Origin of the sequence: Micromonospora sp. NPDC018662, assembly GCF_044391475.1 — a bacterium.
In the GTDB taxonomy this organism is placed as follows: domain Bacteria; phylum Actinomycetota; class Actinomycetes; order Mycobacteriales; family Micromonosporaceae; genus Micromonospora.
Genome location: NZ_JBISAC010000003.1, coordinates 90,354 through 106,056 on the forward strand (window position 1 = coordinate 90,354; position 15,703 = coordinate 106,056).

General features: G+C 71.4%; 16 protein-coding genes and 1 pseudogene. 7 read left to right on the forward strand and 10 right to left on the reverse strand.

What is annotated here, in order from left to right; genetic code table 11:
* Nucleotides 1–33: 33 nt before the first annotated feature.
* The 3 genes from ACH495_RS10305 to ACH495_RS10315 all read right to left on the reverse strand — a co-directional run bounded on the left by ACH495_RS10305 (nt 34) and on the right by ACH495_RS10315 (nt 3,186).
* On the reverse strand, nt 34–888 hold the full coding sequence (locus ACH495_RS10305) for a chitosanase (protein ID WP_396857408.1): 855 nt from the start codon (nt 886–888) through the stop codon (nt 34–36).
* A gap of 90 nt (nt 889–978) precedes the next feature.
* On the reverse strand, nt 979–2,001 hold the full coding sequence (locus ACH495_RS10310) for an RICIN domain-containing protein (protein ID WP_396857409.1): 1,023 nt from the start codon (nt 1,999–2,001) through the stop codon (nt 979–981).
* A 72-nt stretch (nt 2,002–2,073) separates the two neighbouring features.
* Nucleotides 2,074–3,186 carry a uroporphyrinogen-III synthase gene (locus ACH495_RS10315; protein WP_396857410.1) on the reverse strand — a complete coding sequence of 371 codons (1,113 nt, stop codon included), beginning with the start codon at nt 3,184–3,186 and terminating at the stop codon, nt 2,074–2,076.
* Between the two features lie 257 nt (nt 3,187–3,443).
* On the opposite strand from ACH495_RS10315, the gene ACH495_RS10320 reads away from it, so the two are divergent.
* Together ACH495_RS10320 and ACH495_RS10325 are read left to right on the forward strand one after the other, a co-directional pair.
* A complete protein-coding gene (locus ACH495_RS10320) occupies nt 3,444–3,704 on the forward strand; it encodes a hypothetical protein (RefSeq protein ID WP_396857411.1) in 261 nt (86 codons plus the stop codon).
* A 12-nt stretch (nt 3,705–3,716) separates the two neighbouring features.
* Nucleotides 3,717–4,742, forward strand: a pseudogene (locus ACH495_RS10325) (ABC transporter substrate-binding protein); the annotation flags it as partial.
* Between the two features lie 357 nt (nt 4,743–5,099).
* On the opposite strand, the gene ACH495_RS10330 reads toward ACH495_RS10325, so the two are convergent.
* Complete coding sequence (locus tag ACH495_RS10330; protein ID WP_396857412.1) at nt 5,100–5,519, reverse strand: Rid family hydrolase; 420 nt, start codon at nt 5,517–5,519, stop codon at nt 5,100–5,102.
* A gap of 92 nt (nt 5,520–5,611) precedes the next feature.
* Here ACH495_RS10330 and ACH495_RS10335 point away from each other — a divergent pair, with 92 nt between their 5' ends.
* Entirely contained in the window at nt 5,612–6,124 is a 513-nt protein-coding gene (locus ACH495_RS10335; RefSeq protein ID WP_396857413.1) for a MarR family winged helix-turn-helix transcriptional regulator, read from the forward strand.
* Between the two features lie 11 nt (nt 6,125–6,135).
* Here the strand turns inward: ACH495_RS10335 and ACH495_RS10340 are convergent, their stop codons facing one another.
* The 6 genes from ACH495_RS10340 to ACH495_RS10365 form a co-directional block, all read right to left on the reverse strand.
* Nucleotides 6,136–7,227 carry an alkene reductase gene (locus ACH495_RS10340; protein ID WP_396857414.1) on the reverse strand — a complete coding sequence of 364 codons (1,092 nt, stop codon included), beginning with the start codon at nt 7,225–7,227 and terminating at the stop codon, nt 6,136–6,138.
* Between the two features lie 70 nt (nt 7,228–7,297).
* Nucleotides 7,298–7,459 carry an SDR family oxidoreductase gene (locus ACH495_RS10345; RefSeq protein ID WP_396858029.1) on the reverse strand — a complete coding sequence of 54 codons (162 nt, stop codon included), beginning with the start codon at nt 7,457–7,459 and terminating at the stop codon, nt 7,298–7,300.
* A 36-nt stretch (nt 7,460–7,495) separates the two neighbouring features.
* Nucleotides 7,496–7,864, reverse strand: coding sequence for a MerR family transcriptional regulator (locus ACH495_RS10350; RefSeq protein ID WP_396858030.1), 369 nt, complete (start codon nt 7,862–7,864; stop codon nt 7,496–7,498).
* Nucleotides 7,865–7,936: 72 nt separating this feature from the next.
* Nucleotides 7,937–8,617, reverse strand: coding sequence for a GPP34 family phosphoprotein (locus ACH495_RS10355; RefSeq protein ID WP_396857415.1), 681 nt, complete (start codon nt 8,615–8,617; stop codon nt 7,937–7,939).
* Nucleotides 8,614–9,333, reverse strand: coding sequence for an ABC transporter permease (locus tag ACH495_RS10360; RefSeq protein ID WP_396857416.1), 720 nt, complete (start codon nt 9,331–9,333; stop codon nt 8,614–8,616). The genes ACH495_RS10355 and ACH495_RS10360 overlap by 4 nt, the downstream gene beginning before the upstream one ends.
* Before the next feature lie 25 nt (nt 9,334–9,358).
* A complete protein-coding gene (locus ACH495_RS10365; RefSeq protein WP_396857417.1) occupies nt 9,359–10,240 on the reverse strand; it encodes an ABC transporter ATP-binding protein in 882 nt (293 codons plus the stop codon).
* Nucleotides 10,241–10,347: 107 nt separating this feature from the next.
* On the opposite strand from ACH495_RS10365, the gene ACH495_RS10370 reads away from it, so the two are divergent.
* The 4 genes from ACH495_RS10370 (at nt 10,348) to ACH495_RS10385 (ending at nt 15,395) form a co-directional block, all read left to right on the forward strand.
* A complete protein-coding gene (locus tag ACH495_RS10370) occupies nt 10,348–11,502 on the forward strand; it encodes a sensor histidine kinase (RefSeq protein WP_396857418.1) in 1,155 nt (384 codons plus the stop codon).
* Nucleotides 11,499–12,101 (forward strand): response regulator, encoded by a 603-nt coding sequence (locus ACH495_RS10375; RefSeq protein WP_396857419.1) that lies wholly within the window; start codon nt 11,499–11,501, stop codon nt 12,099–12,101. Before ACH495_RS10370 ends, ACH495_RS10375 begins: the two co-directional genes overlap by 4 nt.
* A 467-nt stretch (nt 12,102–12,568) precedes the next feature.
* Complete coding sequence (locus ACH495_RS10380) at nt 12,569–13,777, forward strand: cytochrome P450 (protein WP_396857420.1); 1,209 nt, start codon at nt 12,569–12,571, stop codon at nt 13,775–13,777.
* A 787-nt stretch (nt 13,778–14,564) separates the two neighbouring features.
* Nucleotides 14,565–15,395, forward strand: coding sequence for a BTAD domain-containing putative transcriptional regulator (locus ACH495_RS10385; protein ID WP_396857421.1), 831 nt, complete (start codon nt 14,565–14,567; stop codon nt 15,393–15,395).
* Nucleotides 15,396–15,703 lie beyond the last annotated feature (308 nt).

Sequence of the window (15,703 nt, forward strand, 5' to 3'; positions counted from 1 at the left end):
GCTGTCGGTCGCGCCACCACCGCGACCCGGTCGCTACGGCCCGTCGAGTGGGGGGTTGACCAGCTGCGGGTTGCCGTACGGAGCGACGGTCAGGGGTGGCCGGAGCTTGTCGTGGCCGCCGTCGAGCAGCGCCGCGAGCACGTCCACCCGGCCCACCGTGTACGGCCAGGTGCCCCGATGCTTTCCGTCGGCCGGGCTGGTCAGCGTCGCCCTCCGTTCCCGTAGGAAGGCGGACAACCACTCCCGTTCGGTGACCGTGCCGGGCGGACCGCCGGCGCGGTGGGTGGCCCGACGGACCAGCGCGGGCAGCGAGTCCACGTCGCCGGTGTTGCCGTGTTGCAGCATCGAGTCGAAGAGGATGGCGACGCCCAGCTGCGTCCGGATGTCCAGCTTCCGGGCCAGGCTCAGCGACGGCGCGAAGTAGCGTGACTCGAGCACGTCGTCCTGCGCCCGGCGGAACCGCGTGTCCGTGCTGGCCCTCGCCCAGGCCTCGGGCAGCCCGCCGAGATCGGCGACGGAGGCGTCCTGGTCGGTGCTGAGCCGGGCCAGCACGGTGAGGTATCTCCGCGACAGCGGGGTCGGACCGACCTGGGCGGCATAGCTCTGCACGACCTCGAAAGCCTCGCCGTTGGCCGTGGAGAAGTCACCGATGCCGAGCACGTAGCCGCGGGAGTCGAACTGCCGGACCGCGCGAGCGTACTGCGGCTCCGCGGTGTCGTGCAGCAGGGTGCTCTCCAGCTGGCTGATCACGAGGCGCTGGTCGGCGTTCACGCCGACCGGCTCGTGCGCTCCGGCGAGCAGCGCGACGACCAGGCCGGCGGCGGTGACGGTCGGTAGCGCGGTCCAGATCACCCGTGGCCGGCGACGACGGACGTCCAGGTCACCCACGCACCCACTCCAGTCGCGAGAGTCGGGACACCACGCCTGCTCACCGAGCAGAGTAGAGCGCCGGGGGCAGGGTGGGACACGCGCCGCCGGTCAGTCGACGCGGACGAGCTGCCATGTCTGCTTGCTGTTGGGGGCCGCCGGGTCGGCGCCCCACTGCTGGATCGGCACCCCGCTTCCGGTGCGCCCGTCCCGCAGGTCGAGCAGGGAGCCGCTGGCCACATTCCGGATCGAGTACCGCTTCGAGCCGACCGATCGGAAGCACCAGCTCTGGTTGGGGTTGGCGCTCTCCCTCTCCCACTGCTGCATGGGCGCGCCGTCGTCGTGACTGCCGTCGGGGTTGTCCAGGGCCTTCCCGGAACGCAGGTTGACCAGCTGGTAGCACCCGCCGGAGGTCGCGAGCAGCTTCCACCGGGCCGCCTCGCCGGTGACGGTGAGCTGGACGATGCCGGCGCCGTTGGACGTCGAGCCGTCCCGTACGCCGACGAACTGTCCGCTCGTCGGGTTCATCAGCCGTACCGTGCTGCCGTTCGACGGCGCCACGGCGGTGGGGGCCGCCGGTGTCGCGGTGGGTGCGGGCGTGCTGGTCCGGGTCGCCACCGGCGGTTCCGGCCGTCGCGTCGTCGGTGTCGGCGCGGCCGGCGCGGGCCGCGCATCGGACCTGCTCCGTGGCGGCGCGGGCGCCGCGGTGCCGCCGGCTGCCGCGGCCACCGTGCGCAGCGGCGGACGGGTCGGCGCCACCACCGGCGGTGGGGTCGACCGCGCGGTGGGACCGCCCCCGGCCGGTCGGGGCGCGACGGGGGGCGCCGCGGCGGGCGAACCGCCTCCGGTCGAATCCGGCGCCTCGGGGGGCGCACCGGCGTCGCGGTCGCGGACCGGCGGATCCTGGACGGCGGCCAGGCCGTCGCGGCGTTGCGGCAGGTCGGTCGTCCAACCCGTCGCCGACCAGACCATGGTGCCGACCATCGCGCCGCCGACCAGGACCCGTAGGGGCCGTCGCCGGCGCCGGTCCCGGGGCCGGCGGTGGGACCGGACGGGTGGCCGATTGCCGAACAGGGCGCCGTCCGCCGGCCAGCCGTCGGGGCCGAGCGGCGTGCCGCTTCGTGTCGAGTCCATGTCTTTACAACGGACAGACCCGCGCCCGGTTCGATGGCCGTGCGACGCCGTCGGGAACCCCGCCGGTCCCGGTCAGACGACCAGCCGGTATCCACCGCGAACCACGGTCTGCACCAGGTCGACGCCGGCCAACGGGGTGCCGTCGAACGCGCGCCGCAGCCGCGACACCGCCATCTCGACCGCATGGTCGTTCACCCCGGCCCAGGCCGGCGAGGCGCCGCGGATCTCGGCGGAGGACGTCACCCGCCCGGGCGAGCGGGCGAGCACCCGCAGGACCGTCATGGGTCCGGCCTGCACGGGCACCACGAGGCCGTCGATCGCGACCGACCGACTGCGGATCTGCATCCGGTGACCGTTGACGTCCAGCGTCGGCCCTCGACCGGGCACCCGCTCCGCCAACACCGCCAGCAGGCTGTCCAGACACGGAACCGCCGCGACCATCGGGGTGAGGCCCCGCTCGCGCAGCGGCGCCGCCGTGAGCGGGCCGAGGCAGGCCACCAGCACGCGGTCGGCCATCGCGTCGAGCACCTGGTCCAGCACGCCGTCGGCGTCGGCCCGGTGCAGCAGGTTCGCCGCGGTGGCCGGATCGGTAAACGCGACCGCGTCGACCTGGCCGCGGACGATCCCCGTCCGCAACCGGCGCAGCTCGTCGGCGCGCGGGGGCGGCAGGATCCGGCTGGTCGCCACCTCGACGACGTCGGCGCCGCGCGTGCCCAGCGCGGCACACCACTCGCGATGATGATTCGACCCGACGACGGCGACGACCCGGCGGCCGTCCATCGGCTGATCGAGCAGCCACCGGTCGGGATCCCGGGTGGGGTGGTCGGCGGCCGGCCGGGGCGTGGCGAGGCCCAGCTCGCGAAGGACGCCGGCGGCCCGGTCATCGCGCGCGAGGAGCCGGGCCTCGCGGAACACCGCCGCGACCTGGTCACCATGACCTGACTCCGGAGCGACACGCAGCCAGGTCCGAAGCCCGGGGGCGGAGAACACGACGATGTCGTGCACGGGTCGCGCGACCGCCCGACGGGTCGCCTCCGCCACGGCGTCGGGATCGGCCGGCCCGACCGCGCGGACGGGCCGGACGTCGACGAGCCGCGCCCCGACCGCCCGCAGGCGCGCGGCCAACTCGCACCTGCCGGGCTGCTCGGCGGCGACCGCGATCGTGTAGCCGGCCAGGTCCCGCATCCGTGCCTCCCCGCACCACGACTCGGACGTCCCGCTCCGGTGACGCGCCTCGGGCGGACGGCCCGGAACGTCGGCGGATCCCGACCTGACCAACGGCTGGTGACGGGTCGGCGTTCACGCCGTCGAAGATCTTGTGAGGTTCTCGTCGTTTGCATCACGTCACAGGCGCGTCGCTGGCCGGAAGCACGACCGCGTTCAAGTCTGTGCGTGACCCCCCGATCGGAGGACCGGCAACCCGCGGAGCGTTGGAGACCCCCATGGCACGAAGATCGGTCCTCGTCGCCGTCGCGATCGTGGTCCTCCTGGCATCCTGCGACGACATCGTCGGCCCGCCCCGCCGGGACCCCGACCTGGCCGGTACGACCGTCGAGGTCGCGGCGACCTGGTCCGGCACCGAACGGGAGAACTTCCAGGCGGTGCTGGACGCCTTCGCCGCGCGGACCGGTGCGACCGTCCGGTACACGGCCGGCGGCAACGACCTGCCGGTGCTGCTCAACAGCCGTATCGCGAGCGGGTGACCACCCGACGTCGCGCTCGTCCCCCAGCCGGGTGTGGTCGCCGCGCTCGCCGGTCGGGGTGCGCTCGTGCCCCTCACCGGCCGGGCCGCGGACGCCGTCACGGCGAACTACAACGACGCGTGGCAGCGGCTCGGCTCGGTCGCCGGCACCCGGTACGGCTTCTACTTCAAGGTCGCCAACAAGTCGGTGATCTGGTATCGCACGGAGTCCTTCCGGGCCGCCGACGTGGCGCCGCCGGTGACCTGGGACGACCTCAGGGCGGTGTCGCGCGCCCTGGTCCGGTCGGGCGCCACCCCGATGGTCGCCGCGGGTGGTGACGGCTGGGTGCTGACCGACTGGTTCGAGAACGCCTTCCTGCGCATCGGCGGGGCGGAGAAGTACGACCGACTCGCCCGCCACGAGATTCCCTGGACCGACCCGGCCGTCGTCGAGACGTTGACGCTGCTGGGCGCGTACTGGCGCACGCCGCGGACGATCCTCGGCGGACCCGCCGGCGCACTGCGGATCACCTTCACCCAGTCGATCGCGGACGTGTTCGGCGCCGCGCCCAAGGCCGCCATGCTCTTCGAGGGCGACTTCGTCGCCGCCGACATCACCCGGCTCGGTCGGTCGAACGTGGGGGAGACCGCGAAGGTCTTTCCGTGGCCGTCGATCAAGGACTCGGCGCCGGCGGTCGTCGTCGCCGGCGACCAGGCGGTACAGCTGAAGGACACCCCGGGGGCGCGAGCCGTGATGACGTTCCTGGCGTCACCGGAGGCCGCCGCGCTGATGGTGGGCAAGGGCGGGTTCATCTCGGCCAACGCCAAACTCGACCCGCTCGCCTATCCCGATCCGACCACCCGGGCGATGGCCGCCGCCGTGGTCGACGCCGGCGTGCTCCGGTTCGACCTGTCCGATCTGACCCCGCAGCGCTTCGGCGGCGGCAGCAACGCGGCCCTCTGGGTGCTGCTCCAGGAGTTCCTCGCCAAGGGGCTGGACGCACGGGTGGTGGCGCAGCGCCTGGAGGACGCGGCGAAGAAGGTGTACGGCAGCGGGTAGCGGACCCAGGTTCCTCGGCCGACGCCTCCCGCCCGGCCCGACCCGCCGGTCCGTGCCGTTCGGCGTGCTTCCTGGTCGCGGGCCGTTCCGCCGGGAGCTTGCGGCGTGGTTCTACGAGTAGTACGAGCAGTGGACCGGCCACGACGGGGACCCGGAGAAGCTGCTGAGCCGCGACGAGATGCTCGACAACGTCGAGCTGTACTGGCTGACCGCCACCGCCGCGTCCTCGGCGCGCATCCGCTGGCAGAACTTCCGTGCCGTCAAGGAGCGCTGAGGCCCGTTTGGATGGTGCGCCGGGCCGGCGGTTGGCCGGCCCGGCGCACCCGGTCCGCGTCGTCGCCTGTCGCTCGGGACCGGTCAGGTGCGGCCGACGACGGCGGTCACCTTGATCTCGACGTGCATGTTCGGCGCGGCCAGTGTCGCGACGCCGAGCATGGTCCAGATGGGCGATCGGTCACCCATCCGCTTGCGGAACTGCTCGATCATGACCGGGGCGTGCACCTCGCCGAGGACGTCGGGGGAGTCCGAGACGTGGAAGGAGTCCACGGACACGACGTCCCGCCAGGTGGCCCCGGCCGTGGCCAGGGTGCGCTCGACGTTGTCGAAGGCCCGGACGATCTCCTCCTCGATCGACTCGGGGAAGGCCAGTTGGTCGTCCCAGCCGCCCTGGCCGGAGATGTCGACCCGGTCGCCGATCCGGACGGCCTGGTGGTAGTGCCGGTTCTCCAGCATCCACGGGCCGTAGCCGGGCGTGGCGAAGAACTGGGGCTCAGTCATGTGCCTCTCCTGTCTGTGACTTCACGCTTGAAGTGAAGGTAGCACGAAATAACTTCAACCATGAAGTGCTGCCTGCTGGGTATCGTGTCGGCATGGCAACCACCGCCACCCCTGGTCCCGACCACGCCGACCAGGCACGCTGGCTCTCGCCGGAGGAGAAGGACGCCTGGACCGGCCTGGCCTCGCTGGTCCTGCTGCTGCCCGGCCGGCTGGAGGCACCCCTGCAGCAGGCGGCTGGCCTGACCCTCTTCGACTACCTCACCCTCAGCCACATGTCCGACGCGCCCGACCGACGTCTGCGGATGAGTGAACTCGCCTACCTGGCCAACGGCTCGCTGTCCCGCCTCTCCAACGTCGTCAAGCGGTTCGAGCAGCGCGGCTGGGTCGAACGCTTCCCCGACCCGGCGGACCGCCGCTACACCATCGCCGCCCTCACCGACGCCGGCTACGAGGTGGTGGTCGCCGCCGCGCCCGCACATGTGCGCTCGGTACGGCGGTACGTGCTCGACCCGCTCACCCCCGCCGACCGGCGCGCGCTGATGCGGATCGCCACCAAGCTCAGGGCGCGGCCGGTCGACCTCGCCGAGGAGACGACCGGTCCCTAGCGGCAGCCACGTCAGACCGACGTCGTGGTCGGGCGTGGGTGGGCGTACGGCGGATAGGTGAGGTAGCCGTCGTCGCCGCCGACGTAGTAGGTGTCCGGGTCGGCGACCGCCAGCGGCAGGTCCGCCCGGAACCGCTCGACCAGGTCGGGGTTGGCGAGGTACGCGCGGCCGAGCGAGATCAGGTCCGCCCCGTGGGCCAGCGAACGCTCGGCGTCGTCCCGGGTCGCCGCCACCGGATTGTTCGCCGCCGAGGGGTTGACGACGAGCGTGCCGGGCCATGCGCGGCGCAGTCCGCGCAGCACCTGCTCGTCGGTGCCGGTCAGGTGCACGTACGCCGGTCCGAGCGGGACGAGTTCGGCGAGCAGCGCGCCGTACACCTCGGCGATGTCGGTGTCGATGGCGTCGGCGATGCCGGCGCCGGGCGACAACCGCAACCCGACGCGGTGCGCGCCGACCGCGTCGATGGTGGCCGCGACCGCCTCCACGGCGAACCGGATGCGCCCGGAGACGGAACCGCCGTAGCGGTCGGTGCGGAGGTTGGCGTTGCCGGAGAGGAACTGTCCGATCAGGTATCCGTTCGCGCCGTGCAGTTCCACGCCGTCGAAGCCGGCCTGGATCGCGTTCCGTGCCGCTGCCGCGATGGACTCCACCTCGCCCGGTACCTCGGCTGTCGACAGCGCCCGCGGCGTCGGCACGAGCTGCGGTCCGGTCGGGGTGAACACGTACGTCTCGCGGGCGGCGACCGCGGAGGGCGCGACCGGTTGGTGGCCGGTCGTGTCCGGGTGGCTGACCCGACCCGCGTGCATGATCTGCGCGAAGATCCGGCCCCCGTTGGTGTGCACCGCGGCGGTGACCTGTCGCCAGGAGTCGACCTGGGCCGGGGTGTGCAGCCCCGGCGTGCGCGGGTTGGACTGTCCGACCGGGCTGGGGTGCACGCCCTCGGTGATGATCAGGCCGGCGCTGGCCCGTTGCGCGTAGTACGTCGCCATCGACGCGGTCGCGAGCCCCTCGGGGTTGGACCGTACCCGCGACATCGGGGCCATCACGATCCGGTTGGGAAGCCGGAGGCGACCGAGAAGGACATTGTCGAAGAGTGATGCCATGCCCTCACCGTAGAATCTGACATTGATGTGAGATACAAGCCTTGTGGGTGTGACGTGGCGGACGACACGGTCACGTCACGTCCGGCGGCCCCTGGCCGACGGCGAAGCCGAGATGCGCGCCACCGGACGCGTCGATCACCTGACCGGTGACCCAGCGGCCGGCCGGGGAGGCGAGGAAGGCCACCACGTCCGCGACCTCCTCCGGCGTGCCGACCCGCCGCAGGGCCGACAGCGGCGAGCCGCCTGGCGATCGCGCTGCCGACGCGGCTCACGCGTTGGTGAGTTCCGTGCGGTGCGCGCGATTGGCGGCGATCAGCTCGTCCAGTGCCGCACGGGTCGTGATCAGATCCTCGATGTGCCGGTCGAGCCGGTCCCGCTCCTGGCTCATGCGCTCGAAGGCGGCCTCGGAGGTGTCCGCATTCGGGGACTCGACGCAGGGCAGCAGGTCGACGATCGTCCGACTGCTCAGGCCGGCGGAGAACAGCCGCTGGATGAACCGGATCCGCTCGACCTGACCCTCGACGTAGCGGCGGTGCCCGCTCGGGCTGCGTTGGCTGGTGAGCAGCCCTTGCTCCTCGTAGTAGCGCAGGGAGCGCACGCTGACCCCGGTGCGGGCGGCGAGTTCACCGATCCGGATGGTGACGGTCATTGCTGCCCCCTGCTCCTACCTCACCCTCCCGGTGAGATCCAGCCTATCGGCTCGGTCGCATCAGCCGCGCGGAAGCACGACGACGGCCGCGATGACGCTGTTGACGACCGTGGCCGTCATGGTGCGGGTCACGGCCTGCGCCGCGGCGTCGGCTCCCCAGTCGCCGCGCTCGAGTTCCTTGGCCCGAGTGATCACCGATGACGTCCACGGGATCTCGCGGTGGAACTGCGGGAGAGTGCCGCTCGCCGAGAGCAGTGCCGCGAGCGCGGCGATGCGGGCCGGTGGCGGCCCGCCCTCCGAGAGGGCTCGTCGGACGTCGGCGAGCAGACCCGCCCGGCGTCCGGTCTCACCCTCCCGGAGGGCTGTCGTGCGGAACAGACCGAGTGTCTTGCGCGGCTCCTGGTCGATGTCGCCTCGCGCGATCAGCCTGTCCAGCACCGGCTCGCGCAGCGGGGGGCCGATCGCCGCGAGGGCGGTCTGCGCGCCCCTCGGCTTCGCGAAGAGGTAGTCCCACGCCGGGCGCAGGAGGTCGTCCGACGGTGGGTTACCCGCCACACTCCTGATCCGGCCCCGGGCCTCCGTCGTCACGTGTTCGCCGAGGGTGAGGTCCGCGAGGACGGCACCACCGAGGACGTAGAAGAGCGTGTTCTCGCCCGCGATGGTCCCGGACCGGGGCTGGAACAGCAGCAGCAGGAGATCCTCCACCAGAGTCGATGGGTCCGTGCGGGGTGCGGTGGTCATCGGCGGGGCTCCCAGCGGAAGAGTCGGGTGGCCAGGGCGACGGCGACGACGACCCAGCCCAGGGTGGGCGCGAGCAGGAGCAGGGAGTCGGTCACGGCGACGCCACCGTTCCAGGCGTTCCTGGCCAGTTCGGTGGCGGCGCCGCCGGGCAGCAGCCGCTTGAGCCAGGCGAGGTTCTCGGTGCCGGAGATGCCCACCCAGGTGGCCACGGCGATCACGCCGAGGGTGACCGGCAGGGTGGTGACCTGGGCGTGTTCGGGAGAGTTGGTCAGTCCGGCGGTGGCCAGGGCCAGGCCGATCATCATGGCCAGGGTCGCCAGGACCGCCAGCACCAGCAGGGCGACGTTGGCCGGCCCGCCGGCGACGATGGCCAGCGCGGTCAGGATCGCGGCCACCTGCACCACCGCGATCGCGGTGGGCGGCAGCAGCAGGCCGGCCAGGATGGTGGAGTCGGCGACGGCGGTGGAGCGCAGGCGCTTCAGGAAGAGGTTCTGGCGTCGGGAGGCCAACGTGGTGACGGCGGTGGCGTAGAGCCCGAACGCGGCAACGGTGAACAGCACGATCGCCGCGATGTAGCCGAGGCTGCCGATGTCGGCGAAGATCTCGTGCTGGCGGACGAAGACGGCGGAGACAATGACCGGGATGATCAGGCTGGTGATCAGCACCAGCCGGTTCCGGAAGATCTGGATCAGCTCGCTGGACGCGATGGACAACATGGGACGCTCCGGTTCGAGAAAAGGTTCAGCGGGTGACGGCGCGGAAGACGTCGTCGAGCCGGGTCGCCCCGGCGTGCAGGTCGCGCAGCTCCACCGCGTGGTCCTGGGCCCACCCGAGCAGGGCGTGCAGGTCCTTCTGCAGGGCGAAGGTCTCGATCACGACCTTCCCGTCGGCGTCGACGGCGGCCTGCACCGGCAGCATCGGCGCCGGCTCCGTGAGGGAGAAGCGGATCACGGCCGGCAGGCTGCGGGTCAGCTCGGAGACGGTGCCCTCGCGGTGGAGGGTGCCCTGGTGCATCAGCCCGATCCGGTCGGCGCGCTGCTGCGCCTCCTCCAGGTAGTGCGTGGTGAGCACGATGGTGGTGCCGTCCTCGCGCAGCCGGTCGACGGTCGCCCAGACGGCGTCGCGGGACTGAATGTCCAGACCGGTGGTCGGCTCGTCCAGGACGATCAGCTCCGGCGTGCCGTAGACGGCGGTGGCGAAGTCCAACCGCCGCTTCTCGCCGCCGGACAGTTGGGAGACCTTCCGGGAAGCCCGGTCGGTGAGGTCGACCAGGTCGAGCACCCGGTCGACGTCGTCGCGGCGCCCGCTGAGCCGCCCGATCAGACCGACGGACTCGCGGACCGTGAGGTCGGGGGAGAAGCCGCTCTCCTGGAGCATCACACCCGTGCGGGGACGAACCGCCCGCCGATCACCGGGGCGATGTCCGAAGACGAGTACGGTGCCGGAGGTCTGCCTCCGGTGTCCCTCGACGACCTCCAGCGTCGAGGTCTTGCCGGCCCCGTTGGTGCCCAGCAGCGCGTAGAGCTCCCCGGGGCGTACCTCGAAGGAGAGGTCCTTGACGGCGTGGAAGTCACCGTAGGTGAGGTTCAGCCGGTCGACTTCGATGACGGGTGTGGTGGACATGCACCCATCACAGCCCGGGTGGGCCCGGCGTGGCAGTGGCGCCGTGTCACGACCGGATGTGACGTGGTGTCACTGGTCGGGACGGCGAGCAGCCGGATACTGGGACGGTGACCGCACCATCGCCGCGCTTCACCGCGTCGACGCAGAGGAGGCTGCGCCGGCTCAACCTCGCGGCCTCGCTGCCGCCGGTGGTGTTCGCCGCCGTGATCCTGGTCTACATCGACGCGCGTACCTGGTGGCACGTCGCCGTCCTGGCGCCCGGGGCGGTGGCGGCCCTGGTGGCCTTCGAGCGGTGGACGGCGGGCGGCCTCGCCCGGTTCGTGCTGCCCTGCGCGGTCGTCGCGGGAGCGGTGTGGCCGCTGGGGGTGCTGGTGACCGGCAGTCCCAACGCGTACTGGGGGATCTGCGCCGTGGGTTCGCTCGCGCTGCGCGAGGTGCGGCGGCGACGGGCCCTGGTGATGGCCGGGCTGTTCTGCTTCGTCGCCGTGATCGGCGCGACGCGGTTGCTGGTGCAGCGGGACGACCTCGTCGACGTCCTGGTGACCTACGTGCTCATCCCGACCGTCCTCACCGTCGTCGTGACGGCCCTGACGGTGCTGGGGGAGCGGTTCTACGACCTCATCCGGGAACTCGAACAGACCCGGGAGCGCGAGGCGGAGCTGGCCGTGGTCCGGGAGCGGGTCCGGTTCGCCAGCGACCTGCACGACATCCAGGGCCACACCCTGCACGTGGTCAAGCTCAAGATCGCCCTGGCGCAGCGGCTGCTGGACCGCGACACCGCCCGGGCGGCCAAGGAGCTGCGGGAGACGTACGCGCTGGTCAGCGACACCATCGCGCAGACCAAGGAACTCGCGTACGCCCAGCGGCGGCTCAACCTCACCGCGGAGATCGAGAACGCGAAGAACCTCTTCGAGGCCGCCGGCATCCGGGTCCGGGTGACCCGGGAGGCCGAGGTCGACGCCCGCGTCAGCGAACTGCTCGGCCAGGTGCTGCGGGAGACCACCACCAACATCCTGCGCCACGCGCAGGCCGCCCAGGTGCAGATCACGCTCGCCGAGACCGGCATCACGATCGTCAACGACGGTGTGACCGCCACGGGTCTTCCCGAGCTGCGGGGACTGGCGGCGTTGCGGCAACGGGTGGCGGGCGACGGTGGCGAGCTGTCCGTGGAACAGCGGGACGGGCGGTTCCGTACGGCTGCGGTCTTCGCGCCCGCCCGCGCCGACGCGGCCGCCACGGTGGCGAGGGAGGACGGCCGATGACGAGCATCGTGCTCGCCGACGACGAGGCGTTGCTGCGGATGGCCCTGGCCGCGCTGCTGCCGATGGAGGGCGACATCACCGTGCTCGCCGAGGCCACCGACGGCGAGACGGCGATCGCCGCGACCCTGCGACACCAGCCCGACGTGCTGGTCATCGACCTGGAGATGCCGGGCGTGGACGGCCTGGACGCGGTCGCGGAGATCCGCCGCGTGCGGCCGGAGCAGGTGATCCTCATGCTGACCCGGCACGCCCGGCCGGGCGTGCTGCGCAAGGCGCTGCGGCTCGGCGTGCAGGGCTTCGTCAGCAAGTCCGCCGAGCCGGCCCACATCACAGCGGTCATCGCCACCCTGCACGCGGGCAGACGCTGGATCGACCCGGACGTGTCCGCGCTCGCCGTCACCGAGGACTGCCCGCTGACCGACCGTGAGGTCGACGTGCTGCGGGTCACCGGTGAGGGCTACTCGGTCGCCGACATCGCCGCTCGGCTGCACCTCGCTCCGGGCACCGTGCGCAACTACCTCTCCAACGCCATGCGCAAGACCCAGACCCGGACCCGCCACGACGCGGCCCGGTACGCCCGCGAACACGACTGGCTTTGACGTCCGGCGACCTCTCGCCCTGACGAGATGGTCCGTCATCCGGCCAGTCCGTGCTCCGACCGCGGTATTCCTTCGGACTGGTGGCAGGCAGAGGTATCCGGCGACGATCGCGCCGACCAGCTCGGCCGCGCCGAGCACGACCGACGTGGGACTCTCCACGCCGTGGCCGAGGTGGTGTTCGCTGAGGCTCGCCACCAGGTGTACGTCGACGAAGGCCGGGGCTGATCGTTCCGTGGCTCCCGTCGTCCGCCGGTGATGCGGGCGGCGCCGGCGCGGGTGTCCCCTCAGGTGGCGATCAGCATCGTGTCAGCCGGAGCGGCCAGGATCCACCTCGTGCCGCGATCGACGGCGATGCTGTTGTCGGAGAGTGTCGTGCCGTCGCGGAGCCCGCGAGTCCCCGACTCGACCCCAAGGTCGCCCACCGGCTGGATCCGACGGGCGGTCCGCCCAGGCTGAAGGAGCCGACGATGACGCAGGACGCACTCGACACTCCACCGAGCCTGGTCGACGGTGGACATCGGCTGTTCGCCTGGCTGCGAACCATGCGCGACGAGCGGCCGGTGCGGGAGGACGCCTACGGGGTGGTGCACGTCTACCGGTACGCCGACGTGCTGGCGGTGGCCTCCGACCCCACGGTCTTCTCCTCCGAGCTCGGCCGGCTGCGGCCGGATTCCAGCCCGTTGAGCGAGGAGATCCTGTCGGTCATCGATCCGCCGATGCACCGTAAGCTGCGCAGCCTGGTCAGTCAGGCATTCACCCCGCGCACCGTGGCCGGATTGGAACCGCGCATCGTGGAACTCGCCGGCCAGATGCTTCGCGACGTGCCGGGCGACGAGTTCGACCTGGTGCGGGATTTCGCGTTCCAGCTTCCCGTCGTGGTGATCGCCGAACTGCTGGGTGTTCCCGCCGAGGACCAGTCGCTGTTCCGCAGTTGGTCCGAGCGGATGCTGTCGGTGCAGGTCGACGACGCGGTGGAGCGGCAGTTCGGCGACGAGTCCGGCGACGAGTTCCAGCAGATGGTCCGGACGCCGCTTCGCGAGATGCACGACTATCTGCAGCAGCACGTCGAGGACCGTAGGAAGCGGCGCGGTGAGGACCTGATCTCGCGCCTGGTCGACGCGGAGGTGGATGGCGACCGGTTGACCGACCGCCAGATCACTGAGTTCGGCGGGTTGCTGCTGATGGCCGGCCACATCTCGACCTCGCTGCTGCTCAGCAACACGGTGCTCTGCATCGAGGAGAACCCGCGGATCGGGTCCGAGGTGCGCGCCGACCGCTCGCGGATCCCCCAGGTGATCGAGGAGGTCCTGCGCTACCGCCCGCCGATCATGGTGATGGCCCGGGTGACCACCCGGGAGACTGCCATCGGTGGCGTCACCGTGCCGGCCAACCGGATGGTGATGGGGTCGATCGTCTCCGCCAACCACGACGAACGGCAGTTCCCGAACCCTGAACGCTTCGATCCGCGTCGCCGCCTTCAGCAGCAGATCGCCTTCGGTCATGGCATCCACTACTGCCTGGGCGGCCCGCTGGCCCGGTTGGAGGGCCGGATCGCGCTGGAGGCGGTGCTCGACAACTTCGCTGACCTGCGGATCACGCCCGGTGCGCGGATCGAGTACCACCCGGACGGGCTCTTCGGTGCGCGGCGGATGCCGGTGACGGTGCGACGGCACTGATCCCACGTCGACCCCCTCGGGTGGCAACTTCTTGCCACAATCTCCATCCAGGCTGCAACTTTCTGTCCTCAAGATGCCACGCTCCGACGATGATCGCGGGGTCTGCGCAGGTCAGAGCAGGGGCCGTCCAGTCGATCAGGGCGCGCCCCGCGGTGTTCACCGGTGGTGCCCGCCGACCGCCATGTGACGCTTCCGGGCCGGTGGTGCCACCGGTGTGCAACGTCGGTGACCTCGACGGCAGCGGTCGCCGTTGCGTGCCGGCCGCCCGGGTGTCGGTGCCGTGGCGCTGACCGTCCGGTCCGTCCGGCCGTCGTTCGTGGCCGCTGCAGGGCACGACGAGGTTCGATAGACTTTGCGCGGAGTGGTCGGATGGCCTCGTGCGGTAGTGGCGGGCGGTGGCCCGGCATGCCCGGGGCCGGCGTCGAGCGAGGTTCGGTCTTCGCCTCTTCGCCAAGGGTGAAGGTCATGTCGGTTAGGTAGTGATGCCACTGGTCGGAACATGCCGTGACAGGCGATCGTCGCATTGTCCATTATGGTTCGTCCCGTGGAAATAATTGCTCTGACGGGAATCCCGTGCCTTGCCCGCTCGAACCGGGAGACACGGCCGGATTGTCCCCTTGTCATCGTCCATTCGCGTGGCGATCGCATCCGCGACCGCCACCGCACGAGTGCGCCGGGCGAGGGCTGCGATCCGCCTGTCGATGTCTGCCGGCACCCGATTGTCGCCGGGTCTGCCGGCCGGTTGAGAAATGTGCTGGGGAATCGAAGAATTGATGAGGAGTATTTAGTGGAGACGTGCGCGGAAGAGCCGCCGATCGACGTGTGCGTGCTGGGCGCGCTCGACGTGCAGATGGCCGGGATCTCCATCCTGCCGACAGCACCCAAACCCCGACAGGTCTTCGCGCTGCTGGCCATGCGCGGCAACCAGGTGGTGTCGCCGTCGACGCTGATCGAGGAACTCTGGGGCGCCAAACCTCCTCGCAGTGCACGCAACACCCTCCAGACCTACGTCCTGCAGTTGCGCGAGTTGATCACAGCCGCGCAGCGCAAGCACGGCGAACAGCAAGAGGCGAAGAAGATCCTGGCCACGCTGCCGGGTGGCTACCAGTTCCAGGTCGGGGAGAGGGCCGTGGACGCCGAGGAGTTCGAACGTCGTGCCGCCTCCGGTTACCGGGCGGTCGCGGCCGGAGACTTCTCCGGGGCTTCCCGACGACTGCGCGGTGCGCTCTCGTTGTGGAAGGGGCCAGCGTTCTCCGACGTGCGTACGGGCCGCCTGCTGACGATCGAACGGCAGCGTCTGGAGGAGGCCAAGCTCTCCGCCGTCGACCAGCGGATCGATGCCGACCTGCGCCTCGGTCGATACCGGGAACTGCTCGGTGAGCTGACCGCTCTGGTGAACCGCTACCGCACACACGAGTCGCTGCACGCGCAACTCATGGTGGCGCTGCACCATTCAGGTCGGCGCGGTGAGGCGCTCGGCGTCTACCAGCGGCTGCGCAGCACCCTCGTCCAGGAGTTGGGCCTGGAGCCGTCGGTCCGGTTGCGCCGACTCCAGCACTCGATCCTGGTCGCCGACCCCGGACGAGCCACCGTGGACTGGTCGATGTCGTCGAACTGACCGTCCACACCCCGGTCCCTCCCCACCGGCGGCCACGCCGAGCCGGGCCCGCCCCCAGCCCGCACGATTCCTCGGTGGGCATGTCCTCCGCCGGAGGCAGGGGTGGTCGCCGTGCTCTCCCCCCTGGGAGGAGGGTGGCGGATCGCCGTCGTCCGTAGGGACTAGACCGTCGCCCCGGCACGTGGTCCGTACGCTCCGCGCGGGCGGAAACGCTGCCTCCACGGAGTCGGTACAGCATCTCGAAAAGCGTCATCGCGAGCGATTGAGAAATCCTTCCCGGTTGTCGAGAGTTGCGGGTGGCGGCAGTT

What these genes read in the sequence shown, in the direction of transcription:
- ACH495_RS10310 (WP_396857409.1), bottom strand. Translation starts at nt 2,001, where the DNA reads ATGGACTCGACACGAAGCGGCACGCCGCTCGGCCCCGACGGCTGGCCG.
- ACH495_RS10315 (WP_396857410.1), bottom strand. Translation starts at nt 3,186, where the DNA reads ATGCGGGACCTGGCCGGCTACACGATCGCGGTCGCCGCCGAGCAGCCC.
- ACH495_RS10320 (WP_396857411.1), top strand. Translation starts at nt 3,444, where the DNA reads ATGGCACGAAGATCGGTCCTCGTCGCCGTCGCGATCGTGGTCCTCCTG.
- ACH495_RS10330 (WP_396857412.1), bottom strand. Translation starts at nt 5,519, where the DNA reads ATGACTGAGCCCCAGTTCTTCGCCACGCCCGGCTACGGCCCGTGGATG.
- ACH495_RS10335 (WP_396857413.1), top strand. Translation starts at nt 5,612, where the DNA reads ATGGCAACCACCGCCACCCCTGGTCCCGACCACGCCGACCAGGCACGC.
- ACH495_RS10340 (WP_396857414.1), bottom strand. Translation starts at nt 7,227, where the DNA reads ATGGCATCACTCTTCGACAATGTCCTTCTCGGTCGCCTCCGGCTTCCC.
- ACH495_RS10355 (WP_396857415.1), bottom strand. Translation starts at nt 8,617, where the DNA reads ATGACCACCGCACCCCGCACGGACCCATCGACTCTGGTGGAGGATCTC.
- ACH495_RS10360 (WP_396857416.1), bottom strand. Translation starts at nt 9,333, where the DNA reads ATGTTGTCCATCGCGTCCAGCGAGCTGATCCAGATCTTCCGGAACCGG.
- ACH495_RS10365 (WP_396857417.1), bottom strand. Translation starts at nt 10,240, where the DNA reads ATGTCCACCACACCCGTCATCGAAGTCGACCGGCTGAACCTCACCTAC.
- ACH495_RS10375 (WP_396857419.1), top strand. Translation starts at nt 11,499, where the DNA reads ATGACGAGCATCGTGCTCGCCGACGACGAGGCGTTGCTGCGGATGGCC.
- ACH495_RS10380 (WP_396857420.1), top strand. Translation starts at nt 12,569, where the DNA reads ATGACGCAGGACGCACTCGACACTCCACCGAGCCTGGTCGACGGTGGA.